A 26,472-nucleotide genomic window follows, 5' to 3' on the forward strand; every position below is an offset into this window, starting at 1 on the left:
TTAAGCCAGTAACGACAAGAGAAGCCGAACAACATGGCTGAAAGCAGCGTCGACAACAAAGAAAAAGACACCAAGCAAGATAGCCATTATGGCGACCATAATAGCCGTCATGATAGTTTCCCGTCTGCTTGGCCATACTACTTTAGCAGTTTCGGCCCGGACCTGCCGAAAAAATTCGGCCGGTGTTATTTTGGCCATGTATGCCTCCAAGCTGAAAGCCAGTTTCGTTTGACGCAATTGGCCAGATCTTCTGAAATCAGCCTTGCATAAATCTTTCTATTCCGCGTTACCTTAAATTACCAGAAAAATGGCAGGAGCGGAGGGACTCGAACCCACGGCCCTCGGTTTTGGAGACCGATGCTCTACCAACTGAGCTACACTCCTACGGTAACGGAGGTCGGGTTAATAACCGGAGGAAATGATAAAAGCAAGGGGGATATTCAAAAATTACATATTCAATATGCGTATTAACGGCAATAATACTGTCTTCGTTTTTGTCTTTACTGAATATTTAGGAAAAAAGCCTGAGGGTCTCCTCAGGCCTTTTTCTTTCTCATTTTAAAACAAGAATTTGTTACCAGATACGAACACGATCAGCCGGTGCTAGATAAAGCTGATCCCCTTCTTTAACATCAAAGCTTTGATACCATGGATCAAGATTACGGACAGTAGCCACCCGATAACGTGAAGGTGAGTGCGGATCTGTTAAGAGTTGCTGCCGTTCAGCGGCCTCGCGCTGTTTTCTACGCCACACCTGCCCCCAACCTAAATAAAAGCGTTGGTCGCCGGTTGTGCCGTCAAGAATAGGCGCAATCTGATCGCCAAGGCTAGCATGATACGCATCATAAGAAAGCGTTAAGCCAGCCAGATCAGCAATATTTTCGCCCAAGGTTAAACGGCCTTGAACATGGAAACCAGGAAGAGGTTCATAATTATCATATTGTTTAGCTAGTTTATCGGTAAGCGCATTAAAGTTCTTGATATCAGAAGGAAGCCACCACTGCGCTAAAGCACCCTTTTCATTATATTTGGCCCCTTGATCATCAAAGTGATGACTCAATTCATGCCCAATAACAGAACCGATTCCGCCATAATTGATCGCTGGATCAGCATTAGGATCAAAGAAAGGTGGCTGAAGAATGGCTGCTGGAAAAACAATTTCATTCATCGGTGGGTTAGCATAGGCATTAACGGTCATGGGGGTCATAAACCATTCACCCCGATCAAGCGGCTTCCCGAGTTTTGACAGATTATACTGATAATCGAAAATATTGGATCTTTGCACGTTCCCGAACAAATCATCACGTACGACCGTCAAACCTGTATAATCCCGCCATTTATCTGGATAACCGATTTTAGGCGTAAAGGAAGCCAACTTTAAATGCGCCCGCTTTTTAGATTCTGGGGACATCCAACTTAAATTATCGATGCGGCGGTCCATCGCAGCGGTAATATTTTTAACTAATTGGTCAGCCGCCGCTTTTGCTTCAGGTGGGAAATAACGCGCTACATAAATTTTGCCGATTTCTTCGCCCAAAGCACTATCAATTAAATCAGTACCTTTTTTCCAGCGGGGACGATCCTGTGGTTGGCCAGAAAGCGCCGTACCATAAAAAGCAAAATGCGCATCAGAAAAAGGCTGAGAAAGAAAAGGGGCACCTGCACTAAGCGCACGAATATAGAGATAATCCTTTAAGGTCTGAATAGACGTCTTGGAAATACTTCTAGCCATAGCTGTGAAGGCTGTTGGTTCGCTAACCAAAAATTCTTGCTGGCTATTAATGTCAGCGGCAGAAAAGAAAGCATTCCAGTCAAAATGCGGCGCTTTTGAATCAAAATCAGAACGCTGCCATTTATTATACGTCAAATCACGATCGCGACGGTCTGCTTTCCGCCATTGAACAGTTGCCAGATTAGTTTCGAAGGCCATAATATTGGCAGCGCGTTGCTCTGCATAAGCCTGACCTGTTAACTGAAATAACTTGGTTAAATAGGCAACATAGGCTTTCCGCGTATTTTCTAATTGGGCATCTTTATTGAGATAATAATCACGGTCAGGCATTCCTAAACCCGATTGGTGGAAACTGACGATATACTGTTCAGGATTACGATCATCTTGTTCAACCAAGAAGGTGAAAGGCCCACTAACCCCTAAGGGCATCAAAGCGCCCAATTGCCTAGCAAAGTCATGACGATTTTGAATGGCTTTGATGGCGTCAATAGTAGGTTGTAACGGCTTTATACCTTTTAAATTGACTGTTTTTTGATCCATATAACTGGCATAAAAATCACCGATTTTATTGCCCGGATTTTGGACAAGTTCATCTAAAATAGTTTTCATGCGCTGCGTAGAGAGATCGGCTAACTGCGTAAACATACCATAGCTTGCACGATCATCAGGGATAACTGTCTTTTGATCCCAGGCACCATTGGCATAATTATAGAAATCATCCCCCGGTTTTGTAGAACGATTCATCCCCGCTTCATCAAAACCAAAAAGACCGATCTGCGGTCTGCTCAGTAAAGGCTGTACGCCAGCAGCCAAAGCTGGCGCGGCTACTGAAGTCAAAGCTAACACAGATAAAAATGAGCATTTGGCAGAAAAACGAGGATATTTCACAGAAAACCTTCCTTAGTAATATCGTATATTAAAGTTTTTCACTGTTTTTAAAAAATCAGATATTAAATATTATTTGGAGTCAAGTATAAGAAATTATTCAATCTTTATTGGAGATTAAATAAAATTTTTATATTATCATTTACAATATTATTATCATTTTTTAAAATTGAAAATTATTATATTCTATCAGAGTAACATCTGTTTTGACTATATCAACCCTTTTCGCGTAATAATCGTGCTTTATCCCGCTGCCAATCCCGTTCTTTAATCGTGGCTCGTTTATCATGTGTTTTCTTACCGCGTGCCACCGCCAATTCCACTTTAGCGCGTCCTTTATCATTAAAATAAAGACTAACAGGAATAAGCGTCATACCTTCACGGGAAACAGCGGTCTGCATTTTACCGATTTCGCGTTCACGCAATAGTAATTTTCTAGGCCGTTTTGGTTCATGATTAAAACGGTTGCCATGACTGAATTCAGGGATATTGGCATTGACCAACGTAACCTGACCATTTTTTATCTCTGCATAGCTTTCCGCGATGGATCCCTGACCGAAGCGTAAGGATTTAACTTCGGTTCCGGTTAGCGCAATACCCGCTTCATAAAAATCTTCAAACGCATATTCATAACGCGCTCGACGGTTTTCCGCGAGAATTTTGGCTTTTTTGAATTGTGGCGGACGGAAAACAGCCATAAATTAAATTAACCTTGCATGAGAAAGAGCTGCCTCGACTAAAGCTTTGCTGGCCTCTGAAGGCGGTACTAAAGGCAGACGCAATTCATCCGAGAATTCTGGATACAAACGGGAAAGCGCGTATTTTACCGGCCCCGGTGAGGAATCGCTGAATAAAGCAGAATGCAAGGGATAAAGACGATCCTGCAAAATCAGCGCATCATTATAACGATTTTCAGCACAAGCTTTCTGGAAGTCAGCAGAAAGTTTAGGGGCAACATTAGCCGTAACTGAAATACATCCAACCCCACCCATGGCATTAAAAGCAAGCGCCATGTCATCGTTACCGGAAAGCTGACAGAAGTCAGTTCCGCAAGCTAATCTTTGGGCGGACACCCGCGCGATCTGTCCTGTTGCATCTTTGATACCCACAATAGCTGATAAACGCGAAAGTCGCCCTAAAGTTTCAACCGCAATATCACTGCTTGTCCGCCCCGGCACATTGTAGATAACAATAGGAATCGGGCTTCTTTCAGCCAAATAACTATAATGGGCAAACAGGCCTTCTTGGCTGGGCTTATTATAGTAAGGCAGCACCACAAGACCAGCAGAAGCGCCTGCTTTGGCAGCATGTTGCAAGTGAAGAAGAGATACTTTTGTATCATTGGAACCACAACCGGCAATAACGGGTACGCGTCCTTTAACCTGATCAATACAAACAGCCATAACATGGTTATGCTCTTCTATCGTCATGGTGGCACTTTCGCCCGTTGTGCCGCAAGGAACCAAAGCTGATGAGCCGCCCTCTATCATGCGGTCAACATGCGCCCTGAAAACCACTTCATCAAACTTTCCGTTGCGAAACGGTGTCACAAGAGCGGGAATTGAGCCCGTGAACATTATCATCTCCTTCCCTTTGGTCTGAAGCTGTCTCATATAATAAAGACTATGGCCCATAACCAAACTTTACTGTCGTCTGATAAAGACGTGAAGCCGCTGCTGTCCAGACAACTAAAACGTCGCATTCAGTTTCTTGCCCTGTTTGCGAGTTTTATTCCGGCAAGTCTGTTCCTTTCTGATCAGACTTATGGGCAACGCAATAGCATTGCCATTGTCAATCAGCCAGCGGTCACAGATAGTAAAATTGCAAAATGGCAAACCTTACGATCAGGTACATCGTTATCTTTTCAAGATTATGCCAGTTTTTTAATCGAGAATCCGCATTGGCCAGCCGAAAATATTTTACGTCACTCCGCTGAAAAGACCCTGACAGATGGTTTAATCGCAATGGGGGAAAAGCCCCAATCCGCTATTCGCTTTTTTGAAATATATCCGCCGACAACGAATAGTGGTCGTGCCGCTTATGCCTTGATTTTAGCGGCTTATGGACAGCAAGCGGAAGCCATTAAACAAGCTAAATGGGCGTGGACCGAAGGCTATTTGCCCCTTGATATAGAAAATGCACTTCTTACGCGTTTTAATAACGCTTTTACATCCCAAGAACAGGCGCTTCGTGAGGATAGATTATTGTGGAGTCATAATATTGACGCTGCCCGCCTTCAATTATCGCGTGTCCCTGAAGATCAAAAACCTGCATTTGAAACCCGCATCGCCTTACAAAGCGCCGCCCCTGAATCAGAATCACTTTTAGCGGCATTAGGTACTAATGCTGATGATGACCCAGGAATGTTGGCCGACCATGTCCTTTATTTACGCGCACAATCCCGTCCCTTTGATGCAAGAAACTTATTGGCGGCTAGTCGCAAATGGCAACATCCTCCCCTAGATGCCGGCGAATGGCTTAATCTGCTTTTAACTTTTGCTCAAGCGACCGCGAATGATAAACAATATGCTCAAACTCTAGCGATTGTTCGTCAAGTTTTTAGCGCATTTTCGGATGGCACAAAGGTAAAGGACCAATCTTTTACTATTCGAGATCGTTATACCGATCTTCTGTTTTTAGGAGGACGAACCGCTTTAAAACATTTGGGGCAGCCACAAGAAGCCTTGGCTCTCTTTAGTCATTATGCCGCTGCCTCTAAAAGCCCCCAAAGTCGTAGTCGGGGATATTATTGGGCAGCACGTTCAGCCTTGGCTATGCAGGATAAAGGCGCAGCGCGGCATTATCTAATGCTTGCAGCGCGCGCCCCTGATCAATTTTATGGCCAACTCTCCCTAGAGATATTAGGCCAAGATGTTCCGATTCCGCCTTATGCACCGGCCCTCCCCGATCAGCAAAGACAAAATCTATTTTATGGGACATCCTTAACCCAAGCGAGTATTCGTTTAGGACAGCAGCAGAATTGGCGAGACCAAAGTATCTTTTTGCGTGCTTTGGCCAATGCTTTAAAACAACCCGAAGAATATGCCTTGGCGACGGATCTAAGCCTACGCATTGGTCGTCCCGATTTAGCGGTTATGGCTTCTCGATCTATGCGTAATAGTGATTTAATATCTTATAATCGTAGCGGCTATCCCAGCTATAGCTTGCCCGTAGAAAGTCAACCAAGCTGGGTTATGGTTCACGCCCTGTCCCGACAAGAAAGCCAATTTGATCGCCATGCAAAAAGCAGTGTCGGCGCACTGGGCTTAATGCAATTGATGCCTAAAACAGCCAAGGATCAGGCGCAAAAACTGGGATTGTCTTACGATCCGGCACGACTGGTTGATGATCCGTCTTATAATCTGACTTTGGGCGCAAGCTTTTATGAAAGAATGCGGCGTTACTATCAAGGTAGCCATCTACTTGCTGTTGCGGCTTATAACGCAGGCCCCGGTAATGTGAATCGTTATCTGTCAAGCTATGGGGATCCACGACTTGCTAATGTTGACGTTATTGACTGGATCGAAGATTTTCCATTGGATGAAACCCGTAATTATATTCAACGCGTTTTAGAAAATGCAGTGGTTTATAGTCGCATCGATCCTGATACCAATCGTAGCCGTGTAGGGGGCCAAGCTTTGTCGGATTATCTTGGGGGGATGAACCATATCGGCCCGACCTTATCTCAATCTCAATAAGTCTGAAAATCGGGCAATTTTCTTAATCGAAATAGATTAACGCATCCCCGTGATTGTTTTTCTGTTTTCTTTAAATCCGGGCTATAAAAAGACAAATTAATGCAGAGCAAACCCAACTATATTACCCCCAATGGCTTACAGCGTTTGAAAGAACGCTATCATCATTTGATGAACGAAGAGCGTCCTAAAATTGTCGAGATTGTTAGCTGGGCGGCAGGAAATGGTGACCGTTCAGAAAACGGTGATTATATTTATGGCCGCAAAAAAATGAGAGAAATTGATCGTGAATTATCTTGGCTCGCCCGCCGTCTTAAAGCTGCCCGTGTCGTTAACCCTGCTGAGATTAAAGATCGTTCTAAAATATGGTTTGGTGCAAAAGTAGTTATTGCTGACGAAGAAGATAATCAACGTACAGTCATTTTAGTCGGTGAAGATGAAGCGGATGCCAGTCAAGGCTTAATTAGTTGGCAATCGCCGCTCGCCCGTGCTTTACGAGGCGGTAGCCTAGGCGATTTACGGCGTGTACGATTGCCTTCGGGTGAAAAAGAATGGGAAGTGGTCGAAATCCTATATCCTTAAGAGATATACTTAATAGAGATAGATTGAAGAATATGATCTTAGATCAAAATATTTGTTCTAAGGTGTATAAAGCGCAGGACGCCTGCTAAATATCCAAATCCAGTTTTTCTTTCGCCAATTTTACGATTTCCGGATCTATGGGGGGCGGTGCTGTCGGCAGATTTTTTTCTAGCTCATCAGCAATAAGCGTCAGGGCTGTAATACGGGCTGCTTTTTTATTGTTAGCATCGATAACATGCCAAGGCGCCCAATGCATACTGCATTGCTTGAACATATCGGAAAAAGCGGCGTTATATTCATCCCATTTATCCCGTGCTTCAAAATCTGGAACTCCCAGTTTTTGATGTTTCCATGGGTGGGTTAGACGCCGTTTAAAACGATCATCCTGCGTTTCCTGTGTAATATGACAAAATAGCTTAACGATATTGGTGCCATCTTCTCTTTGTTGGGATTCAAACTCATTGATTTCATCATAGCTACGCTGCCACGCTTCTGGTGTCGCCAGATGCTCGACCCGCTCTACCAACACACGGCCATACCAGCTACGGTCAAATACAGCGATTTTACCCGCAGAAGGCATTTTTGACCAAAAACGCCATAAAAAATGATGTTCTTTTTCTTCTTGGGTGGGGACGCCAATAGGCCAAACATTAAAATGACGCGGATCCCATCCCGATGTCAAACGTTGAATAATACCGCTCTTGCCCGCTGCATCTGTTCCTTCGAACACGACAATCGCTCGCCGACGATAGACGATATAAGCCACCAGAATATGCGACAACCTTTTTTGAAGTTGCGCCAGAGCTTTATCATAATCACCGTTGAAGGATTTTCCCTGTTCGTAATCGGCAAGATTGATGGGCATAGCGGTATTATCCTTTTAAAAGTTCAGTCTTACTTTAAGCCTTTTGAGAACTGCCTTTCTGTATAGTCGGCTTAGTCGCGATACGGAGAGATAATTCCCGAAGCTGACGCTCACTGACCGCAGCAGGGGCACCCATCATCAAGTCTTCGGCTTTTTGGTTCATAGGAAATACAACGACTTCGCGGATATTTGGTTCACCAGCCAGCAGCATGACCATTCGGTCAACACCCGGTGCCGCGCCACCATGAGGCGGTGCACCATATTTGAAAGCATTAATCATGCCGGCAAAATTTTCATCAACCATAGCCTGATCATATCCAGCGATTTCAAAGGCTTTGTACATAATATCCGGTCGGTGATTACGGATAGCCCCTGATGAAAGCTCAATACCATTACAGACAATATCATATTGATAGGCCAGAATATCGAGTGGATCTTTGGTTTCCAAGGCTTCCATACCGCCCTGTGGCATAGAAAAAGGATTATGGCTGAAAATGACCTGTTTGGCTTCTTCATCATATTCAAACATAGGGAAATCAACAACCCAGCAGAAACGGAAGCTATCCTTTTCAATCAATTCCAATAATTCGCCGACACGGTTGCGGGCAGCGCCAGCCAGTCGTGCGGCTTCGCTTTCTTTACCAGCCGCAAAGAAAACGCCGTCATTGGGACCAAGATTCAAGGCTTCTAAAAGTTTTTTAGTCGCTTCTTCACCCAAATTACGCGCAATCGGGCCGCCTGCTTCGCCATTTTTAATATTGATATATCCCAGACCGGCAAAACCTTCGTCACGGGCCCAAACATTCATGTCATCAAAAAATTTACGGCTACGCTCACCGGCCTTAGGCGCAGGAATTGCGCGCACCACGCCCCCTTTGGCGACGATTCCGGCAAATAATCCAAAACCCGAATCGCGAAAATGCTCGCTGACATCACTAATTTTAAGGGGATTACGGAGATCCGGCTTATCAGAACCATAATATAACATGGCATCCCGATAAGCTATGCGTGGAAACGGCGCTGGGGTAACCGTTTTACCTTCGCCAAATTCATCAAAAACACCCGCTAAAACCGGCTCGATCGCTGCAAAAACATCTTCTTGCGTGACAAAGCTCATTTCAAAATCGAGCTGATAAAATTCACCCGGCGAACGATCAGCACGGGCATCTTCATCACGAAAACAAGGCGCAATTTGGAAATAACGATCAAAACCGGCGACCATCAGCAGCTGTTTGAACATCTGTGGTGCTTGCGGCAATGCATAAAATTTGCCCGGATGGACACGGCTAGGTACCAAATAATCACGCGCCCCTTCTGGACTGGAAGCCGTTAGAATCGGGGTTTGATATTCGGTAAAACCCTGATCAATCATCCGGCGGCGCAAGCTGGCAATGACATTAGAGCGTAAGACAATATTGCGATGTAATCTGTCCCGACGAAGATCAAGATAACGATACCGTAAACGAATATCTTCAGGATAATCCGCTTCACCGGCTACCGGTAAAGGTAATTCTTGGGCAGAGGACTGGACTTCGATTTCTGAAGCCCGAATTTCAATTTCACCTGTTTTGAGGTTAGGATTGATAACTTCCGGTGCTCTTTCGACAACTTCGCCCGTAACGGTGATAACCGATTCGAGTCGTAAACGGTCTAATTCGGCAAAAACCGCCGAATCACTATCGGCTACGATTTGCGTTAAACCATAGTGGTCGCGAAGATCGACGAAGAGTAACCCACCATGATCGCGTTTGCGATGCACCCAACCAGAAAGGCGGACGCGCGCACCGACATCGGTACGTCGAAGGGCTGAACAAGTATGGCTGCGATAGGCATGCATGAATTAAATTTCCTGATTGCACTAGATTTTTGTTTACTGTGGCGCTTCGCTCGGACAGCTTGTCTTTGTCAAGGCACACAATCCGGTTATGAGTAGGCTAATGCAGATTCATCCTCTTATTTCAGATAGCGAAACGCTAGCCGCTCTTTGCGCCCGATTATCTCGGGCTGACTTCGTTGCCATTGATACCGAATTTATTCGGGAAAACAGCTATTGGCCGGAGTTATGCCTGATTCAGATCGCGGATGATAAAGAAGCCGCGGCCATTGATCCACTGGCTAACGGCCTGGATATGACCCCTCTTACTGATTTGTTGGTCAATAATGAACAGCTTCTTAAAGTTTTTCATGCTGGTGGCCAAGATCTTGAGATTGTCCACCATCATACAGGGAAAATGCCCTTCCCCCTTTTTGATACCCAGATTGCCGCTATGGCACTTGGAGTCGGGGAACAGGTTGGTTATTCCAATCTGGTAGAACATTACCTCTCTATAAAATTAGATAAAGGGGCGCGTTTTACCGACTGGTCACGCCGTCCCTTGGATCGTCGTCAATTAGATTATGCCATTGGAGATGTAACCCATCTCGCTACTTTATTTCCTATGTTACTGAATGAACTGCGCGAGAAAGGACGCGGGGATTGGTTAAATCAGGAAATGGAACGGTTGGCTGATCCTGAACAATATATCAATGATCCTGAAAAATCATGGCTAAGAATAAGAATACCCAATCGTAAATCGGATACTTTAGGGCGATTGAAGGCCTTGGCTGCATGGCGAGAATATGAAGCCCAGGAGAAAAATTTACCGCGTGGACGCATTGCCAAAGATGAAACCTTGGCCGACCTAGCCGCCCATCCCCCACGCCGCCAGCAAGAACTGATAAAAGTTCGAGGCCTTTCAGGTAATTGGGGCAATAACGATATTGGTCAACGTTTGATGTCCGCCTTAAAGGAGGCAACCCCTTTAAAACCTGAAGAAATCCCTAATCGCGGCGATAAAAAGGGGGGCATCGGTAAAGACGGGGCCATGATCGCGGATTTACTAAAGTTACTTTTAAAAGTGCGGGCCCGCGATGCAGAAGTAGCCGCCCGTTTGATAGCCAGAAGTGATGATATTGATGCTCTTATCGCTGGTCAGAGGGAAGATATGCCCATTTTGACAGGATGGCGTTATGAGCTTTTCGGAAAAGATGCCTTGGCCCTGATTGAAGGGAAAATGGCTTTTAGCGTTCAAAAAAATAAAGTGGTAATGACCATGATTGAGAATGCGTGAAATAGAAAATGCGCAGTTTTGCAGCTTTGGTCTTAATCTTGAATAAGAAATTTTTCTTAAAGGCGAAGATCAAAGCTTTTTTTTAAAAAAATTCTACGGCCTCCGTTGCGTTGAAACTATGCGCCAGTGCTTTTAATCGGCGGCCAACAGTCTCGCCATTAAGCCTGTGATTTCCATAAAACTGTAGAATAACCTGATTATCACGGCGAATAATACGACTTTCTTTTAAGGTTGAAGTAACGCCTGCTGATAAACGCATACCTAGGCGAATAGCCTTACCCCAACGAAAAGCGCGAATTCTGTCTTCTTCCGTTAGCAGGTTATTGACCACCTTTTTATCCATAGTGCCGTCATAACTGGTAGCCAGCGCTTCCCCAATCAAAGCACGTCCTCGGGCATCCAGCCCGACCCAACGCCCATGTAGAATAATACTTAGAATTTGTTCTGCCCGAAAATCGGGATTAATTTGCCATGCCGTATCGGCCAATAAACACGCCGCATGGCGCAAACGATGGTAAGCAGGTAGCTCATCGATAAAAAGCGGTGTCATCCAATTATAAAGCGTTTCACCTTGCTGATAGAATCGGCCTGAAGCCTCGCCGCGTTGATTCGCACTCCAGATTAGAGGATCGAGTTTTTGGGTTTCTTTATCCAAGCCAAGATACAGCAGACCTTCCCGCAGACCATAAACAGAGGTCACAAGATGCTTGCTATTCAGTTGCCGACTAACAACCGATAATAAAGCGGCAGCATCGGATAATTGCCCGATACGGGAAGAAGAGATGCCCGCCTTATTTCTTAATTTTTTAGGATTGTGACGTTGAATTATACGCAATAACTTAGTCGGACGATCTCTACCCATAATATAGTTATGTAAGACGGGAATCGGGTAACGAGTTGCGTAAAGATCCAATCGTGTCAAAGAGCGCCATGCACCACCGACCATATAAAAAGGTAGATTTTTAGCCTCTTTTAACCAACTTGCTTTTTTAAAAGCTTCGGCGACAGCCCGATCGAGGGCATTACGATTTTTTTTACGAATATCTGCAATTCGAAGAACCCCAAAAGGAAAGGAAATACGCTCGCCGACTTTTCCATTTTCAATCCGTATAAGCTCTAAACTACCACCGCCGAGATCGCCGACGATACCGTTTGCATCAGGCATAGCGGATATAACACCATAGCCAGACCCTTGGCCCTCTTCTTCACCGGATAAAACCTCTACTTTTAGCCCAATTGCTTTTATGGCCTCTAATACTACGTTGCCATTTTCGGCATCTCTTATCGCCGCCGTTGCGACTGTGCGCAAAGAACTTAATTTCATCGCCTTTGAGAGTTCCCAGAAGCGTTTTAGTCCATCTAACGCGCGGGCAATGGCTTCATCATCAATATTCCCATTAATAGGAATATTCCGCCCAAGCTGGGCCGCCACTTTTTCATTGAATAAAATACGGGGTGTGCGCGTAAGCTGATCATAGACGACTAAACGGATTGAGTTGGAACCAATATCAATAATCCCTATCGGCCCAGTATTACACCAACGCCTTTGTTGAGGGAAAAAGGAATCCGCAGTGGCCTGCCTTGCATTCAGCATTATAAAAAAATCCGTATAAACTGTTCGCTATGAAACTAGGCAGTGAAACAAGAGCCACAACCCTTATACCGCCCCGATAATTTCTGGTAAAAAATTTACCAGAAATTATAACATTATTACTAATCGATACCCATTAGGGCATATAACAACGCTTTAAAGGAAAAAATATAATAAAGATTATATCTTATATTTCTTCATGAAGGCTTAATTTGGGTATCTTGCCTTCAATTAAAGCTGTTCCCCGTCCTGAAAGCGAAGGATTTGTCATAAAGTAATGATGAAGATTAAACCGATGTTCGGTATCTTTAATACGTTCATAGCGCCCATCAGGAAGTAGCCGCCAGCTTTGTTCGCTATCCAAAAGATTAGCGACCATAATCTGATCTAATACTTGCGCATGGACTGTCGGATTTTCGATAGGAACCAAGGTTTCAACCCGCCGGTCAAAATTACGCTGCATCCAATCAGCTGAGGAAATAAAAACCAGTGCATCCTTATTCGGCAAAGCTTTACCGTTACCAAAACAGACTATGCGACTATGCTCAAGAAAGCGGCCAACAATTGATTTTACCCGAATATTATCAGAAAGACCCGGAACCTGAGGTCTGAGGCAACAGATACCTCTTATAATCAAGTCGATATGCACCCCGGCTTGAGAAGCCCGATAAAGGCTTTCAATAATAGCTGGATCGACAAGCGAGTTCAGTTTGGCCCAGATGACACCCGGACGTCCCGCTTTAACATGCGCGACTTCGGCCTCAATCAATTTTTGTAATTTATCCCGCAAACCATGAGGGGATAAGGCAAGCATTTCTAAATGAGGCGGTTCAATATAGCCCGTCACATAATTAAAGAGCTGTGCAGCATCCCGACCGGCACGTTGATCCGCCGTAAAAAAGCTGAGATCCGTATAAATACGCGCGGTTACAGGGTGATAATTACCCGTACCAAAATGGCAATAGGTTCTATAGCTGTTTCCTTCACGGCGTACCACCATGGAAACTTTGGCATGGGTTTTCCAGTCAATAAAACCATAAACGACCTGAACCCCTGCCCGTTCTAACTGGGTTGCCCATTTTAAATTTTGCTCTTCGTCAAAACGGGCTTTTAATTCGACTAATGCCGTAACAGATTTTCCAGCATCGGCGGCATCGACCAGCGAACGAATAACGGCAGATTGTTTGCCCGCCCGATAAAGGGTTTGTTTGATGGCGACAACATCAGGATCAGCCGCCGCTTGCTGTAAAAAAGCAAGAACAACATCAAAAGTTTCGTAGGGATGGTGAACGATGATATCTTTTGCCCGAATGGCGGCAAAACAATCACCACCATATTCCATAATTCTTTCAGGAAAACGGGGTGTAAAAGGCGCAAATTTTAAATCGGGACGATCTTCTTCAACCAACTGCCCCAGATCTGAAATAGCTAAAAAACCACTGCTCTGGAAAAGAATAGCGTCCCCGCTAATTTCATCACACACTAATTTTTCAAGGTCATGGGGCATATCCTTTTCCATTTCCAGCTGGATAACACGCCCTTTACGGCGCATTTTTAAGGCAGAATGGAAAGAAAGGACAAGATCTTCTGCTTCTTCTTGAAATTCGATGTCACTATCCCGAATAAGACGGAATGCGCCATGGCGTATTACATCAAACCCGGGGAACAAAATTGAAACAAAACGCCTTATCAAGGTTTCTACTGCCACATAACGCGCGGGTTTAGTAACAGAGCTTTGGCCGGATGGTAAACGCACAAAACGGGGTAACGTTGACGGGATCATGACCAATTCCCGCACCGGAATTTTATCCGCCTGCCGCACCAGATCAAAAACGAGGCTAAAGCCTTTATTGGGAATAAAAGGAAAAGGATGCGCGGGATCAAGCGCTTGAGGGGTCAATACAGGGAAAACCTGTTCCCGAAAATGATTTTCTAATATCTTGGCATCTTCACCTTCGATTTCATCCATGCTTAGAACATGAATACCGGCACTTCTCATTTCATGACAGAGACCATGCCAACAATCCTGCTGATTAGCCATGAGTTCACGCGTACTGGCGGTCAAAGATTCAAGCTGTTGACCAATGGTCATACCATCATTGGAATAGGCGTTTAGACTTTGAACTTGTTGCCCTTTTAGACCAGCAACGCGCACCATAAAAAATTCATCAAGATTGTTACCCGAAATCGAAAGAAAGCGAAGTCTTTCAAGAAGCGGATGAACTTTATTACACGCTTCTTCCAATACACGATGGTTAAAGGAAAGCCATGAGAGTTCCCGATTAAAAAAGCGTTCATTTAGAGGGAGTTCAGCGATAGTGGCCATGTTATTCTCTTCCATCAGTAGCGGATCGGATGAACCGGATTGGCTTTTATCCTCAAGAGTACAAAGCCGCTTTTTTCGATTCTTTATGCAGGGGTATTTTGATTGAATGACAGCATGATAAGTTTGTTTTAAAAAAATAAGACACCGCTTTAAATAGCAAAAATTTTTTAAAATTTCTCTCTATATCCGCAATTTTTATCCCAGAATTTCACCCATCAGAAATATATCTTTATTTTTCTATGTCAGTAATCATTTGTCCCATCATAACAGCACGTACAACGTTTAAAGTCAGAGGGCCTCGACGCTTTAAGGCCGCTTGATCAAGTTTATCAATCCAATCCAGAACCATAATATAATTACGTTCTATGCGCGGGGTCACCCATTCCAGTATTTCAGAAGATACAGCCAACCCCCGTCGTCCCAACCGTCGTTCAATCAACGCTGCAATCAAGGCTTCGTCAGGCGAATTCAAACTAAGATGCGGACTGGCAATCATACGTGACCTTAAATCTGGAAGCTTGATTTTCCAAAGCGGTGGTGGCTGATCTGCAATGACTAATAAAGGACGTTTTAATCTTTCAGCCCGATTCCATGCGTGAAAAATAGACTCTTCGGAATGCTTTTCTGCATTATCAATTAATTCCCCCCCTGTGCGCGCTACAAAAAGCCGGCCTAAAAGGCTACGGCCCGATTTTCGCATCCCGGTTAAAAGCGCCGATTTTACCGGCCATTGCTGCCATAAACGAAGCTGTTCAACCGCAATATGATTAGCGGCACTAACAATAAAGTCTCCATCATTTTCTGGTTCTGGCCAGATCAGAGGCAACGCCATCTGGGTGATAGGAGGAAAAGTATTCATTGATCAGGGCGTGGGCGCCAAGGGCGCCACCTTTCTTTTTACAACAGGTATTGGGTTAGCGTGATCCGTATTTTTCACAGGTGGATTTTGATTATAGCTCTCAACCGGTTTAGTCATTATTTTTTGGGTAAAGGTAGCCACTTCGGAAGCGGGCGCTTCAATCGAAATGAAGGTTTGATCATCTCCGAGATTCCCGCCAAATAAAGCCATCATATAGATAGCATCTATATGCTCAACACCCGCTTTTAACAACATAGGAAGATTATCATCCGAGGTTGATTTCAAAGTAAACCGTGCCAGTATTTTTTGATCAATACCATATTTAGCTAAGAAAAGAACCGATACAGGCCCGTTTGGCCAACTATAATGAATGTGAATTTCTGGGACTAAAAGACCACTAGCCCCATATTGCTCTAAAATACTTTGCCACTGCGCTTTATTATGACTGCCTAATTGGGTTGTATTAAGCAATATCGGATCAAGGTTATCACCTGTTGGCCGAATATAAGCAATATGGCTGTGGATCGTCTTGAATTCGGCCCATGCTTTCTGCCACGCATTGCGCCATTCAAAGCTAATGGGTGCTCCCGCTGTCCATGTTACAGGAACCAACAACATAGGGGGAGAGCGATGCCGATCTTTCCTGAGACCTAACAAGGCCCCCCCTCGCGCACGATCAAATTCAACACCCAACGTCGCAATATAACGATTCGGGCCAATTTCTTCTTTTTCGACCACAATGGAAGAAACGATCGAATCAAGTTTCCGATCGGAAAAAGGCGTTTCAGAATCTTTTAAGGTTTCGTCCCGATCAAAGTCGTTTCGTTTCGCCCATAATAACTGCCAAGCTCGTCTTTCGGCCAGACGCCAACCGATCAGCCGCGCCGTTTCTCCCGATGATGCGCTAACATCCACTCTAAGGCCGGAAACCAAAAGATTTTCAGTCGTTTCTACAGGAGGGATACCTCTATCTCCGGGTTCAAGTTGAGCATAAAGCGGCATAAAGGATAGCTGATAGCTTCCCACTATGACCAGCAACGCCCGAAAATAATAACGGAAAATTCCGTAAAAAAATGATAATCTCCGCTTCACATTCAACCTTTTGAACAGTTCGGTCTAGAAATCCAAGTCTGATGGTGTAGGGCTGTCTTTCATGACTACAGAAAGCAAGCAAAAATATAGCTATGCCGATGCCGGCGTTTCCATTGCAACCGGTAATGCACTGGTCAAAGCGATTGCCCCCCTTGCCCGCGCGACAGCGAGAGCAGGGGCTAATGCAGATCTGGGCGGCTTCGGCGGCTTTTTCGATTTAAAAGCCGCAGGCTTCCATGATCCTTTACTCGTCGCTGCCAATGATGGTGTCGGGACTAAGGTAAAATTAGCCATTACCAGCAACCGCCATGACTATGTAGGCATTGACCTTGTCGCGATGTGTGTCAATGACCTGATTGTCCAAGGTGCCGAACCTTTATTCTTTTTAGACTATTTTGCTTCAGGTCATCTGGATCCGGCTTTGGCAGAACGCGTCATCGCTGGCATTGCAGAAGGCTGTAAAATAGCGGGGTGCGCTTTAATCGGGGGAGAGACAGCAGAAATGCCGGGTCTTTATGCCGATGGTGATTATGATCTTGCAGGTTTTTCAGTCGGTGCCGTAGAACGTTCACAGGTATTGGAAGCCGGTCGCGTCCAAGCGGGCGATATTATTTTAGGTTTAGCGTCTTCGGGTGTGCACTCTAACGGTTTTTCACTGGTCAGAAAATTAGCCGAAGGGCAAAAATGGGATTTAAATACTCCGGCCCCTTTCAAAAAAGAGTCCTTGCTGATTGATGTCTTAATGACGCCAACCCGCATTTACGTCCGATCGCTATTGCCGCTTATTCGTCAAGGCGTCATTGCCGCTTTAGCTCATATTACTGGCGGCGGCTTGCTTGAGAATATTCCCCGTATTTTGCCAGAAAATTTGCATGCCCGCATTGATGCTTCCAGCTGGGAACAACCCGCATTGATGGCCTTCTTGCAGCAAGAAGGAAGCCTTGATCAGGCTGAAATGGCACGCACCTTTAACTGTGGTATTGGCATGGCCGTTATTGTCCGTCCAGAAGAGGCCGATAAAGTTATGAAATCGCTGCAAAATGCTGGAGAGGTCGTGGCAAAAATCGGGACAATCGAACAAGGTCAAAAAGGGTGCACCGTCTTTGGAAAAGCAGGAAGCTGGGCGAGTGAACACCCGTGGGAGGCGACCCATCATGCTTGAGGCGAGTAAGAAAAAGCGTGTTGCCGTTCTGATTTCAGGACGTGGATCTAATATGGAAGCCTTAATCGAGGCTTCCAAACATCCCGATTGCCCTTATCAGATCACTTTGGTTTTTTCTAATATTGCTGAAGCAAAAGGCTTGGAAACTGCTAAAAAAGCGGGCATTGAAACAGCCATTCTTGATCATCGTGGTCATGGGGGGCGCGCCGCTTATGATCGTAAAGTTTTGGATATTCTTAAGGCTGCTAATGCTGACATTGTCGTTTTAGCAGGCTATATGCGGATCATAACGCCTGAATTTGTTGCGGCATGGGAAGGCCGAATGTTGAATATTCACCCTGCTCTTTTACCAAGCTTTACGGGTCTTGATACGCATCAACGGGCTTTGGATGCAGGTGTTAAACTTCACGGTTGTACGGTGCATTTTGTAACGGCTGAATTGGATGCAGGCCCTATTATTGCTCAAGCTTCTGTGCCTGTTTTAGATGAGGATACCGAAGAAACGCTCGCCCATCGTGTCTTAAAGCAAGAGCATCGCATTTATGCTGAAGCCTTAAAAGATTTGGCCGCGGGTAATCTTATCCTAAAAGATAAACGCGTTTTTCATAGGAAGGGATAATCTTATGGCAGACGAAACAAAAATAAAGATTGGTTTGATTGGTGCTGCCGGCCGTATGGGTAAAGCTATTCAAGAAGCCGCTGCCCAGCAAGTCGAAGTCAATCTATTAGGCGGTATTGGAAGCCAAGGCGCTGTTTTCGGTGATTATAAAAATAGCACTTCTTTAGCGGAAGCCTCAGATGTTCTCATCGATTTTTCTGCCTTTAAGGCTCTGAATACTAACGTTGAAGCCGCTCTTCAATATAAAAAGCCTATAGTTATCGGAACAACAGGGCTTAGTGATGAAGATCATCAGTTCATTCAACAAGCAGCTAAACATATTCCGGTAATTGTCGCCGCAAATACGTCGTTGGGTGTTAATATGCTGGCAGCGCTTGTCGAACAAGCGGCGGCAAAATTAGGCTCGGACTGGGATATTGAAATCGTTGAGATGCATCATCGTCACAAGAAAGATGCCCCATCAGGTACCGCCTTATTACTAGGACGGGCCGCAGCCGAGGGCCGCGGTGAAAAATTGGAAGATATTGCGGATTTACAGCGTTGTCCTGCGACCGAGCCCAGAAAAACCGGTTCGATCGGTTTTGCCAGTTTAAGAGGCGGCTCGGTAGCCGGTGATCATATGGTCGTTTTTGCCAATGAAGGCGAACGTATTGAATTGGGTCATCGTGCTGAAAGTCGGATTATCTTTGCACGCGGTGCATTAAAAGCCGCTTTGTGGTTAACCCATCAGTCTGCAGGGCTCTATCAAATGAAAGATGTCCTAGGTCTATGACACCTGATGATATTGAAGAGTTTTATCGACGCTTAGCCAAGGATAATCCGAACCCTCGTTCTGAACTCGTTTTTAAAAATCCTTATACGTTATTAGTTTCGGTCGTCTTGTCGGCACAGGCAACAGATGTCAGCGTTAATAAGGCGACAGAACCCCTTTTTGCGTTTGTAGATACCCCGCAACAGATGGTCGCGCTGGGGGAATCGCGTCTTAAAGAGTTTATCCGATCTATCGGGCTTTATAACAATAAAGCTAAAAATATTATGGCGCTTTCTCATATCTTGGTAGATCAATATGGAGGGCAAGTTCCAGAAGATCAAAAAGCCTTGGAGGCATTACCGGGGGTCGGACGGAAAACGGCTTTAGTCGTTTTGAATGTTGCTTTTGGACAGCCTACAATTGCTGTAGATACGCATATTTTTCGGGTCGCTAATCGGACAGGTTTGGCGCCGGGAAAAGATGTAAGAGCAGTTGAAAACAAGCTGGAAGTGATTACGCCTGATAAATATCGGTTACATGCCCATCACTGGCTTATTCTTTTTGGCCGTTATACTTGTAAAGCGCGAAAACCCGCTTGCCTCCGATGTATAGAATCTGATCTTTGTGAGGCCGTAAAAAAAACAGGTATCCCCTTGCCTACTTAAATTAAAATTCAGCTTCATGAATATCTATCTTAAAAACTTTAGCGATAACATCCTCACTATGTCCCGCTCTTATCATAGCCGCAAAATGTCGTCGTTTTACTTTTATATCATCTCGATCATCTTTTAGATAAAATGGCCCTAGCCGTCTTTTTTGGGCATAACTAATAGCTGTTTCTAAAAAATGATCGCTATCTGAAAGCTCGTTTTTTTCTGTGAGACTCGCAATAATCTTTTCATCAATACCTGCGATTTTTAAACTAGCCTTTATGCGCCTCATGCCGTACCCCCGCCGCATTAAGGCAGAAAGTTTCATTTCGGCAAATAAAGGATCATTGATATAGCCTAAATTCGTACAATGTAGAATAATAGCTTCAATATTGGGCGCTTTTTTACCAATCCATCCTGATTGATTTATTTTGCGCTTTAAATAATCTGATAATTTTTTCGAAGATGTGGCATAGCGTCCGACATAATATAAAGCGAGTTGCTGTAACAAAATTTCATCAAGAGGTTTTGGCTGTTTATTCTTTAAGTTTTGTGGCACGGCTTGCGTCTCTGTCATAGTTTGATAAAGAATTGAACAGTTATTATCCCGGGACTAGGGCGGGATATATTGTCTGACAGCATACTCCAAAGAGCATGCCCCGGGGAGGAATAAAGCGTTGTCGACTTTGGTCGGAAAAAAAATTGCCGTGGGTGATGAAAAACCTGTTTTATTACCTACGCCTACAAATGATGATAGGATAGAGCGTCGTAGATGTGACTTTTCAACGCTTGGTGAAGCACTGGATTATGCAGCGCTGACCACGAAAGGTATGAATTTTCACGATGCGCGCGGGACTTTGATAAAGCCCTATCCTTTTAGCGAAGTGCGTTCAGATGCCTTAATCGTTGCATCAAAGCTTATCGCCCGTGGTATTAAACCCGGAAGCCGATTGGCACTGATTGCAGAAACCTGTCCTGAATTTGCAGCCTTGTTTTTTGGGGCTGTCTATGCAGGTATTTGGCCAGTTCCCTTACCTTTACCAACGTCTTTTGGGGGAAAAGAGGCCTATATTGAACAGCTCGCTATTCAATTAAAAAGTAGTGACCCTGCTTTAATCGCCTATCCTAAAGAATTGGCAGAGTTTGCAGAAAAAGCCGCATTCCTGAATGGGGTGCCTGCTGTTGCATGGGAAGATCTGTCCTTAGAAGAGGCTGATGTTGTTGAATTACCCAAGGCTAAAAAAGAAGACATAGCCTATCTTCAATATTCTAGCGGGTCTACACGGTTTCCGCATGGGGTTATCATCACCCATGAAGCCTTATTAAGTAATTTATCAGCCCATGGTTTTGGCATGAATATGCAGGATAATGATCGCTGTATATCATGGTTGCCTTGGTATCATGATATGGGCTTGGTCGGCTGTATGCTGTCGATTATGGCTAATCAGGTTTCAACGGATTACCTAAAGACCAATGACTTTGCACGGCGTCCTTTAGCATGGCTGGATTTAATTACCCGTAACAAAGGGCGTACTATCAGTTATTCTCCGACTTTTGGTTATGATATTTGTGCGCGTCGCATGTCCAGCCAGACAAAAGCCGTCGATCGTTTTGATCTTTCCCGTTGGCGGGTAGCCGGAAACGGCGCTGACATGATCAGACCCGATGTCATGCAAAAATTTGTCGATGCCTTTTCAGAAGCAGGCTTCAATCCAAAAGCGTTTATGCCTTCTTATGGTTTAGCAGAAGCAACATTAGCCGTCTCTTTGATGCCTTTGAACGAAGGTATCCGGGTTGAAATGGTCAAAGAAAGTCTGCTTTCCGGTACAACCCAAAATGATCCGGATCAGCCCGAGCGTTATCGTGCTATCGTTAATTGCGGTAGACCTGTGCGCGATACGATTATTTCTATTCGTAATGATAAAGGGGAAGAATTACCGGATAGAAGTGTCGGACAGGTTTGGGTCAAAGGCCCCGGCATTATGAGTGGCTACTTCCGTGACGAAGCGGCCACCAAGGCTTGTCTGGTGGATGGTTGGCTTGATACCGGCGATATGGGATATATGTCCGAAGGTTATATTTATATTGTTGGCCGCGCCAAGGATATGATTATTGTCAATGGATGTAACTATTGGCCTCAGGATATTGAATGGGCTGTCGAGCAATTACCCGGTTTTAAGGGCGGCGACATTGCTGCTTTTGCGATTACGACGGATTCTGGTGAAGAAGTGCCCACCGTACTTGTCCAATGCCGAATGTCAGATCCCATCGAGAGAAAGAAACTCCATACCCAGATAAGCGAAAAAGTACGGACGATTATGGGGATGCGTTGTATTATTGAGTTAGTACCGCCCCGTTCTTTACCGCGTACCAGTTCTGGAAAATTAAGCCGTATTAAAGCGTGTAGTATGTATCTATCAGGCGCTTTAAAGGCATACGAGATTGACGATTAATAATATCTTTCATTCCGGTTTGATTTCTATCAGGCCGGAATGAAATTTAAAGATCATCAAAATCATTTAAAATATTGGGGTATTATCACTTCATTTTTGTATCCTGAATTTTTTCAGAAGGCATCTTGGGAATGCTTTTGCCCTTATCTTCAAGGCCACATCAATCTTTTCAATTTTTAGGGCAAAATGCCTTTTCTCTGGTCTTTTTTCTTTTTTTAATTTCTATCTCTTCAGTAGCATCCTGCGCGGAGGTGACTTTTACCACCTCGAAGCAATCCCCTAGGGAAGCTAACCAAACGGAAGATTTGGATCAGCTTATGGCTATGCCCCAATATAGCCAGCTTACGGGAGCCTATCGCCATGAACAATGGGCTTTTGTCCGCTACCAAGCGGGGCAACATCAGCTTATAATCAGTGGCGCTGATCCACACCCTTCAAAGTTACCGTTGTTCTCTATTCTTGCTCATTATAAAAAGGATGATGGGCAGGCTATTTATAACGTTCGGTTTTCACCAGATGACCGTTTGTTAGCCTATGTACGCGGTGGCGATCCCGAATTTCCAGATGATCCTCCGCCCAATCCCACATTTGAACCAGCGCCGCCGCAACCGACAATCCATCTTGTCGATCTTGAACAAGCTACAGAAAAAACCATAGCGATAGGTTATCAACCCGTTTTTTCACCCGATAACAGCCAATTAGTCTATGTCTCTCAAGACCAATTATGGCAGCAATCCTTAAAAGAGGCTTCCCCACCCCGAAAATTACTAACTGTTAAAGGGCACATCCGCTCGTTAAGTTGGTCTTCTGATGGTAAGCACTTAGTGTTTACTGATGATCGAACAGATCATAGTTTTATTGCACTCTATGATTTATCAATGGACAAGCTGACCTATCTGCCTTCTGCGCTTGGAAATGATTTATTTCCGGTTTTTTCGCCTGATAACAAAAAAGTAGCGTTTATTCGCGCTTATGGCTTACCCCCAACGCCCTTAACTGCCTCTATCTCTTCTCAGCAAAGCAGTGGTTGGTGGTCTATTATGATCGCTGATCTGGAAAAAGGTTCTCTGACTGAACAGTGGAAGGCCTCTTCTGGGCGTGGGAATGTCTATGCGGGCACACGCCATCAAAATCTTTTCTGGACCGATAAAAATGCGCTCATTTTTCCTTGGGAGAAAGACGGCTGGCTGCATGTTTATAGCCTGAACCTTCAATCTGAAGAGGTCAGACTACTGACAAGGGGGGATTTTGAAGTTGAACAATTTCTTGTTGATAACACTCAAAATCGCCTGATTTATACGTCTAATACTGAAAATAGCGATCGTTATCAATTATGGGAAAGGTCTCTTTCTTCTGAAAAGCAACAACTTTTGGGGGATTCTCGCGCACTCGCTTTTCAACCGGTTCTAGCCAAGGATCAATTAGCCGCTTTAGTCAGTAATATTTTTGAACCGCCCTATCCTGTTCGCGTTGAGCAGAAACAATTTTTTTCCTTGGTCAAAGAAGACAAGTCCGAATTAGCTAAAAATATTTTTAGCCACCCTGAAACGGTTAGATTTCCTGCCGAAGACGGAAAGACCGTCTATGCTCAATTCTTTCCAGCCCATAGTCCGTTAAAAAAACAGGCTTACCCCACCGTCATCTTTATTCATGGCGGCCCACGCCGACAAATGTTAGCGGGCTTTCCTGCGCTTCATTATTATGAAAATGCCTATATTTTTAATCAGTGGCTGACAACAAAAGGGTATAATATTTTAAGTGTGAATTACCGTGGCGGCACGGGTTACGGGCATGATTATAGAGAAGCACCGGAAACAGGTCGTCAAGGAGCCAGCGAATATCAGGATATTTTGGGCGCTGCCCATTATCTACAGGCACGAAAAGATGTTGATAGCAATCATATCGCCTTATGGGGAGGCAGTTGGGGCGGGTATTTAACTGCCCTAGCACTTGCGCGTAACAGCGACCTTTTTAAAGTGGGTATCGATTTTCACGGAGTTCACAACATGCTGCGCCCTCCCCCTGATATATTTTCCCCAGAAGAGCAGGCAAAAGCGCGTGAGGATATGTGGCAATCATCCCCTTTATCTAGCCTTAATAAATGGCATTCACCTATTCTTTTGATTCACGGCGATGATGATCACAATGTCCCATTTTATCAATCGGAAGAATTAGCAAAACAGTTAAAGATTCACGCTATACGTCATGAAGATATAAGCTTTCCTAATGAACGTCATGGATTCCTGCTTCATCACCATTGGTTAGAAGCTTACCATCACAGTTTTATATTTCTTGAACATTATTTGCCTGTACCAGCAGATCATTAATAAGATTAACCTTTTTAAGGTAAATCTCCATATAGGGCATAACTGTAAAAAAGGTCCGCTCGCATAATAATTTCTACAGAATCGCCTCCTAAAGCAATAGAGCGTTCCAACCAGTAACTTCTACTTTCAACTAAGTTATTTTTTAGACTTCTATCTGTCTCAATTCGAAGATTTTCTTCATAGTTCAGTTTTTTTTTATTTTCCATGCCACCTTACTCAAGCAAATTTATATCCATTATGACAAACCGTTTTTATGATAACTTCACGAAAAATTGGTTAAAACGATAACCATTATTTCATAAAATTTTGTATTAAATTTTAATATGCAAAACAACCAATATTTTGCAGAGACTTAGGAGGAATTATTCGCATTGTGCTACCATGCTATCTCCATGCAAGAAATTGAAATTGCTGCGAAAAGCAGCCGATCCGCCCATCACAATAAGAGCTCTTGCCGAGGCTTTAGGTATGCCACCTTCCAGCTATGCTTTTTACGAGGATATGAACAGATTTAAGAAAAATTATTTACCAATAGAGTTAAGTCGAAAATTGGCAACGGTTTTAATGCGCCACAATATTGATCCGGCAGATGTCTTTATATTGGCAGGATTAACAACCTATGAAGCAGAGACTGAAATTTCTGCGATTAAAAATCAGCCCGTTCCGATCCAATTTGTTCAAATGAATATCGCTTTACCAGATGAAACGCTTCTAACCGATATGTTTGAAAATTTATTATCCTCTATAGATATGAAAAATTCTAAGAAAGAAATTGCTCATCTGTTAGCAAAACGTCTGCCTGACGGTTTATCAAAAGCTGCTAACAAGGTTAGTAAGCTATAAAATAGACCTCACCGTTTAAATAATTTAAATCAGCGCTCTCATCTTAAATCTTAAGAGAATTTTGCATGGCATGGATTTTGGTAGTGATTGCCGGTTTGTTAGAAGTCGTGTGGGCTTATTTTATGAAGCAATCGCAAGGATTTACCCGATTACTTCCGACGATCATTATGTTTATTACCATGTTTGCCAGTTTTGGTTTATTGTCGTGGTCAATGAAAACGCTGCCCTTAGGAAGTGCTTATGCAATTTGGACAGGTATTGGTACAATAGGTAGCTTTATCGCAGGCATAATACTGCTTAAAGAACCAGTAAATTTCTTTCGCATTTTATCAATTTTATTGATAATATCTGGTCTTATTTTAATGAAAATATTTAATGTTGAAGAATAAGATACATAAAATTTTAAACATTAAGAAAAATTTTACTTTAAATTCTAAATAATTTGTCAATATTATTGATAAATTATTGTATTTTATCTTCATATTGACGACTGGTTTGTAAAACTATAGAGAGGCAATGTTTGCCCCCGTAGCTCAGTAGGATAGAGCGACGGTTTCCTAAACCGCAGGCCGGAGGTTCGAATCCTCTCGGGGGCACCATTCCTAGAAGACTATCCGAAAAATACGAAATAATAATAGCCACTGCCCTAAGAATAAGGACAGTGTATTCTTTAACGCACCCTCTTGAGGGCACAATTTTCAAAAAAAAACAGCCTCTGCTCTAAAGCATGGCTGTTTTGGATTTCATCAAAGAAATCTGGTGGACGCGGCAAGGATTGAACTTGCGACCCCTGCGATGTCAACACAGTGCTCTACCACTGAGCTACGCGTCCTCCGTGGGAGCGGTTCCTATTGATAATAGCGTAAGGATGCAAGCTTTTTTTTCTATTTTTTTCAAAATAGGAAAAAATATCTCTTATCTTTATACTAT

General features: G+C 44.0%; 23 protein-coding genes and 3 tRNA genes. 12 read left to right on the forward strand and 14 right to left on the reverse strand.

Going from position 1 to position 26,472, the window contains the following annotated elements; genetic code table 11:
• The 5 genes from secE to dapA form a co-directional block, all read right to left on the reverse strand.
• A complete protein-coding gene (secE, locus tag ZYMOP_RS02655) occupies positions 1-198 on the reverse strand; it encodes a preprotein translocase subunit SecE (RefSeq protein WP_013933817.1) in 198 nt (65 codons plus the stop codon).
• A gap of 110 nt (positions 199-308) precedes the next feature.
• A tRNA-Trp gene (locus tag ZYMOP_RS02660) sits at positions 309-384 on the reverse strand.
• Positions 385-574: 190 nt separating this feature from the next.
• The gene (locus tag ZYMOP_RS02665) at positions 575-2,620 is read right to left on the reverse strand and encodes a M13 family metallopeptidase (RefSeq protein WP_013933818.1); all 2,046 of its coding nucleotides are present in this window, start codon (positions 2,618-2,620) and stop codon (positions 575-577) included.
• A 212-nt stretch (positions 2,621-2,832) separates the two neighbouring features.
• Positions 2,833-3,315, reverse strand: a complete 483-nt coding sequence (smpB, locus tag ZYMOP_RS02670; protein ID WP_013933819.1) for an SsrA-binding protein SmpB — start codon at positions 3,313-3,315, stop codon at positions 2,833-2,835.
• A 3-nt stretch (positions 3,316-3,318) separates the two neighbouring features.
• On the reverse strand, positions 3,319-4,194 hold the full coding sequence (gene dapA / locus ZYMOP_RS02675) for a 4-hydroxy-tetrahydrodipicolinate synthase (RefSeq protein WP_013933820.1): 876 nt from the start codon (positions 4,192-4,194) through the stop codon (positions 3,319-3,321).
• A gap of 48 nt (positions 4,195-4,242) precedes the next feature.
• Between dapA and ZYMOP_RS02680 the strand changes: the two genes are divergently transcribed.
• Together ZYMOP_RS02680 and greB are read left to right on the forward strand one after the other, a co-directional pair.
• A complete protein-coding gene (locus tag ZYMOP_RS02680; RefSeq protein WP_013933821.1) occupies positions 4,243-6,315 on the forward strand; it encodes a lytic transglycosylase domain-containing protein in 2,073 nt (690 codons plus the stop codon).
• A 99-nt stretch (positions 6,316-6,414) separates the two neighbouring features.
• Entirely contained in the window at positions 6,415-6,894 is a 480-nt protein-coding gene (gene greB / locus ZYMOP_RS02685) for a transcription elongation factor GreB (RefSeq protein ID WP_013933822.1), read from the forward strand.
• Positions 6,895-6,979: 85 nt separating this feature from the next.
• On the opposite strand, the gene ZYMOP_RS02690 is transcribed toward greB, so the two are convergent.
• Entirely contained in the window at positions 6,980-7,759 is a 780-nt protein-coding gene (locus tag ZYMOP_RS02690; RefSeq protein ID WP_013933823.1) for a polyphosphate kinase 2 family protein, read from the reverse strand.
• Positions 7,760-7,793: 34 nt separating this feature from the next.
• Positions 7,794-9,596, reverse strand: a complete 1,803-nt coding sequence (gene aspS, locus ZYMOP_RS02695; RefSeq protein WP_013933824.1) for an aspartate--tRNA ligase — start codon at positions 9,594-9,596, stop codon at positions 7,794-7,796.
• A gap of 100 nt (positions 9,597-9,696) precedes the next feature.
• On the opposite strand from aspS, the gene rnd reads away from it, so the two are divergent.
• A complete protein-coding gene (gene rnd / locus ZYMOP_RS02700; RefSeq protein ID WP_013933825.1) occupies positions 9,697-10,869 on the forward strand; it encodes a ribonuclease D in 1,173 nt (390 codons plus the stop codon).
• An 82-nt stretch (positions 10,870-10,951) separates the two neighbouring features.
• Here the strand turns inward: rnd and ZYMOP_RS02705 are convergent, their stop codons facing one another.
• From ZYMOP_RS02705 to ZYMOP_RS02720, 4 genes are all read right to left on the reverse strand, one after another.
• On the reverse strand, positions 10,952-12,463 hold the full coding sequence (locus tag ZYMOP_RS02705; protein ID WP_013933826.1) for a Ppx/GppA family phosphatase: 1,512 nt from the start codon (positions 12,461-12,463) through the stop codon (positions 10,952-10,954).
• A 184-nt stretch (positions 12,464-12,647) separates the two neighbouring features.
• Positions 12,648-14,786 (reverse strand): RNA degradosome polyphosphate kinase, encoded by a 2,139-nt coding sequence (locus ZYMOP_RS02710; RefSeq protein WP_041581912.1) that lies wholly within the window; start codon positions 14,784-14,786, stop codon positions 12,648-12,650.
• A gap of 229 nt (positions 14,787-15,015) precedes the next feature.
• Positions 15,016-15,645, reverse strand: coding sequence for an HdaA/DnaA family protein (locus ZYMOP_RS02715; protein WP_013933828.1), 630 nt, complete (start codon positions 15,643-15,645; stop codon positions 15,016-15,018).
• Between the two features lie 3 nt (positions 15,646-15,648).
• Complete coding sequence (locus ZYMOP_RS02720; protein ID WP_252507436.1) at positions 15,649-16,671, reverse strand: hypothetical protein; 1,023 nt, start codon at positions 16,669-16,671, stop codon at positions 15,649-15,651.
• 127 nt (positions 16,672-16,798) lie between these two features.
• Here ZYMOP_RS02720 and purM point away from each other — a divergent pair, with 127 nt between their 5' ends.
• The 4 genes from purM to nth are packed head-to-tail and all read left to right on the forward strand — an operon-like array spanning position 16,799 to position 19,934.
• A complete protein-coding gene (gene purM / locus ZYMOP_RS02725; protein ID WP_013933830.1) occupies positions 16,799-17,899 on the forward strand; it encodes a phosphoribosylformylglycinamidine cyclo-ligase in 1,101 nt (366 codons plus the stop codon).
• Positions 17,892-18,518: a phosphoribosylglycinamide formyltransferase gene (purN, locus tag ZYMOP_RS02730; RefSeq protein WP_013933831.1), complete on the forward strand. Its 627-nt coding sequence runs from the start codon at positions 17,892-17,894 to the stop codon at positions 18,516-18,518. The genes purM and purN overlap by 8 nt, the downstream gene beginning before the upstream one ends.
• A gap of 4 nt (positions 18,519-18,522) precedes the next feature.
• Positions 18,523-19,290 carry a 4-hydroxy-tetrahydrodipicolinate reductase gene (gene dapB / locus ZYMOP_RS02735; RefSeq protein ID WP_013933832.1) on the forward strand — a complete coding sequence of 256 codons (768 nt, stop codon included), beginning with the start codon at positions 18,523-18,525 and terminating at the stop codon, positions 19,288-19,290.
• Positions 19,287-19,934 (forward strand): endonuclease III, encoded by a 648-nt coding sequence (gene nth, locus ZYMOP_RS02740; RefSeq protein WP_013933833.1) that lies wholly within the window; start codon positions 19,287-19,289, stop codon positions 19,932-19,934. Before dapB ends, nth begins: the two co-directional genes overlap by 4 nt.
• A gap of 1 nt (position 19,935) precedes the next feature.
• Here nth and ZYMOP_RS02745 read toward each other — a convergent pair whose 3' ends face one another.
• Positions 19,936-20,478: a regulatory protein RecX gene (locus ZYMOP_RS02745; RefSeq protein ID WP_252507437.1), complete on the reverse strand. Its 543-nt coding sequence runs from the start codon at positions 20,476-20,478 to the stop codon at positions 19,936-19,938.
• A 118-nt stretch (positions 20,479-20,596) separates the two neighbouring features.
• Here ZYMOP_RS02745 and ZYMOP_RS02750 point away from each other — a divergent pair, with 118 nt between their 5' ends.
• Both ZYMOP_RS02750 and ZYMOP_RS02755 read left to right on the forward strand, forming a co-directional pair.
• A complete protein-coding gene (locus tag ZYMOP_RS02750; protein ID WP_013933835.1) occupies positions 20,597-22,372 on the forward strand; it encodes a fatty acyl-AMP ligase in 1,776 nt (591 codons plus the stop codon).
• A 251-nt stretch (positions 22,373-22,623) separates the two neighbouring features.
• A complete protein-coding gene (locus tag ZYMOP_RS02755) occupies positions 22,624-24,699 on the forward strand; it encodes a S9 family peptidase (protein ID WP_252507438.1) in 2,076 nt (691 codons plus the stop codon).
• A gap of 14 nt (positions 24,700-24,713) precedes the next feature.
• Here the strand turns inward: ZYMOP_RS02755 and ZYMOP_RS02760 are convergent, their stop codons facing one another.
• Positions 24,714-24,905, reverse strand: coding sequence for a hypothetical protein (locus ZYMOP_RS02760; protein WP_013933837.1), 192 nt, complete (start codon positions 24,903-24,905; stop codon positions 24,714-24,716).
• A gap of 202 nt (positions 24,906-25,107) precedes the next feature.
• Here ZYMOP_RS02760 and ZYMOP_RS02765 point away from each other — a divergent pair, with 202 nt between their 5' ends.
• The 3 genes from ZYMOP_RS02765 (at position 25,108) to ZYMOP_RS02775 (ending at position 26,141) form a co-directional block, all read left to right on the forward strand.
• Positions 25,108-25,542 carry an XRE family transcriptional regulator gene (locus ZYMOP_RS02765; protein ID WP_252507439.1) on the forward strand — a complete coding sequence of 145 codons (435 nt, stop codon included), beginning with the start codon at positions 25,108-25,110 and terminating at the stop codon, positions 25,540-25,542.
• A gap of 65 nt (positions 25,543-25,607) precedes the next feature.
• Positions 25,608-25,931 (forward strand): DMT family transporter, encoded by a 324-nt coding sequence (locus ZYMOP_RS02770; protein ID WP_013933839.1) that lies wholly within the window; start codon positions 25,608-25,610, stop codon positions 25,929-25,931.
• A 133-nt stretch (positions 25,932-26,064) separates the two neighbouring features.
• Positions 26,065-26,141, forward strand: a tRNA-Arg gene (locus ZYMOP_RS02775).
• Positions 26,142-26,299: 158 nt separating this feature from the next.
• On the opposite strand, the gene ZYMOP_RS02780 is transcribed toward ZYMOP_RS02775, so the two are convergent.
• Positions 26,300-26,374 (reverse strand) — tRNA-Val (locus tag ZYMOP_RS02780).
• Between the last annotated feature and the right edge of the window lie 98 nt (positions 26,375-26,472).

It is taken from the genome of Zymomonas mobilis subsp. pomaceae ATCC 29192 (genome assembly GCF_000218875.1).
Lineage (GTDB): Bacteria > Pseudomonadota > Alphaproteobacteria > Sphingomonadales > Sphingomonadaceae > Zymomonas > Zymomonas pomaceae.

Excerpts from the sequence above, each read along its gene's own strand:
- secE (WP_013933817.1), bottom strand. The coding sequence starts at position 198 with ATGGCCAAAATAACACCGGCCGAATTTTTTCGGCAGGTCCGGGCCGAA.
- smpB (WP_013933819.1), bottom strand. The coding sequence starts at position 3,315 with ATGGCTGTTTTCCGTCCGCCACAATTCAAAAAAGCCAAAATTCTCGCG.
- dapA (WP_013933820.1), bottom strand. The coding sequence starts at position 4,194 with ATGTTCACGGGCTCAATTCCCGCTCTTGTGACACCGTTTCGCAACGGA.
- ZYMOP_RS02680 (WP_013933821.1), top strand. The coding sequence starts at position 4,243 with ATGGCCCATAACCAAACTTTACTGTCGTCTGATAAAGACGTGAAGCCG.
- greB (WP_013933822.1), top strand. The coding sequence starts at position 6,415 with ATGCAGAGCAAACCCAACTATATTACCCCCAATGGCTTACAGCGTTTG.
- ZYMOP_RS02690 (WP_013933823.1), bottom strand. The coding sequence starts at position 7,759 with ATGCCCATCAATCTTGCCGATTACGAACAGGGAAAATCCTTCAACGGT.
- aspS (WP_013933824.1), bottom strand. The coding sequence starts at position 9,596 with ATGCATGCCTATCGCAGCCATACTTGTTCAGCCCTTCGACGTACCGAT.
- rnd (WP_013933825.1), top strand. The coding sequence starts at position 9,697 with ATGCAGATTCATCCTCTTATTTCAGATAGCGAAACGCTAGCCGCTCTT.
- ZYMOP_RS02705 (WP_013933826.1), bottom strand. The coding sequence starts at position 12,463 with ATGCTGAATGCAAGGCAGGCCACTGCGGATTCCTTTTTCCCTCAACAA.
- ZYMOP_RS02710 (WP_041581912.1), bottom strand. The coding sequence starts at position 14,786 with ATGGCCACTATCGCTGAACTCCCTCTAAATGAACGCTTTTTTAATCGG.
- ZYMOP_RS02715 (WP_013933828.1), bottom strand. The coding sequence starts at position 15,645 with ATGAATACTTTTCCTCCTATCACCCAGATGGCGTTGCCTCTGATCTGG.
- purM (WP_013933830.1), top strand. The coding sequence starts at position 16,799 with ATGACTACAGAAAGCAAGCAAAAATATAGCTATGCCGATGCCGGCGTT.
- purN (WP_013933831.1), top strand. The coding sequence starts at position 17,892 with ATGCTTGAGGCGAGTAAGAAAAAGCGTGTTGCCGTTCTGATTTCAGGA.
- dapB (WP_013933832.1), top strand. The coding sequence starts at position 18,523 with ATGGCAGACGAAACAAAAATAAAGATTGGTTTGATTGGTGCTGCCGGC.
- nth (WP_013933833.1), top strand. The coding sequence starts at position 19,287 with ATGACACCTGATGATATTGAAGAGTTTTATCGACGCTTAGCCAAGGAT.
- ZYMOP_RS02760 (WP_013933837.1), bottom strand. The coding sequence starts at position 24,905 with ATGGAAAATAAAAAAAAACTGAACTATGAAGAAAATCTTCGAATTGAG.
- ZYMOP_RS02770 (WP_013933839.1), top strand. The coding sequence starts at position 25,608 with ATGGCATGGATTTTGGTAGTGATTGCCGGTTTGTTAGAAGTCGTGTGG.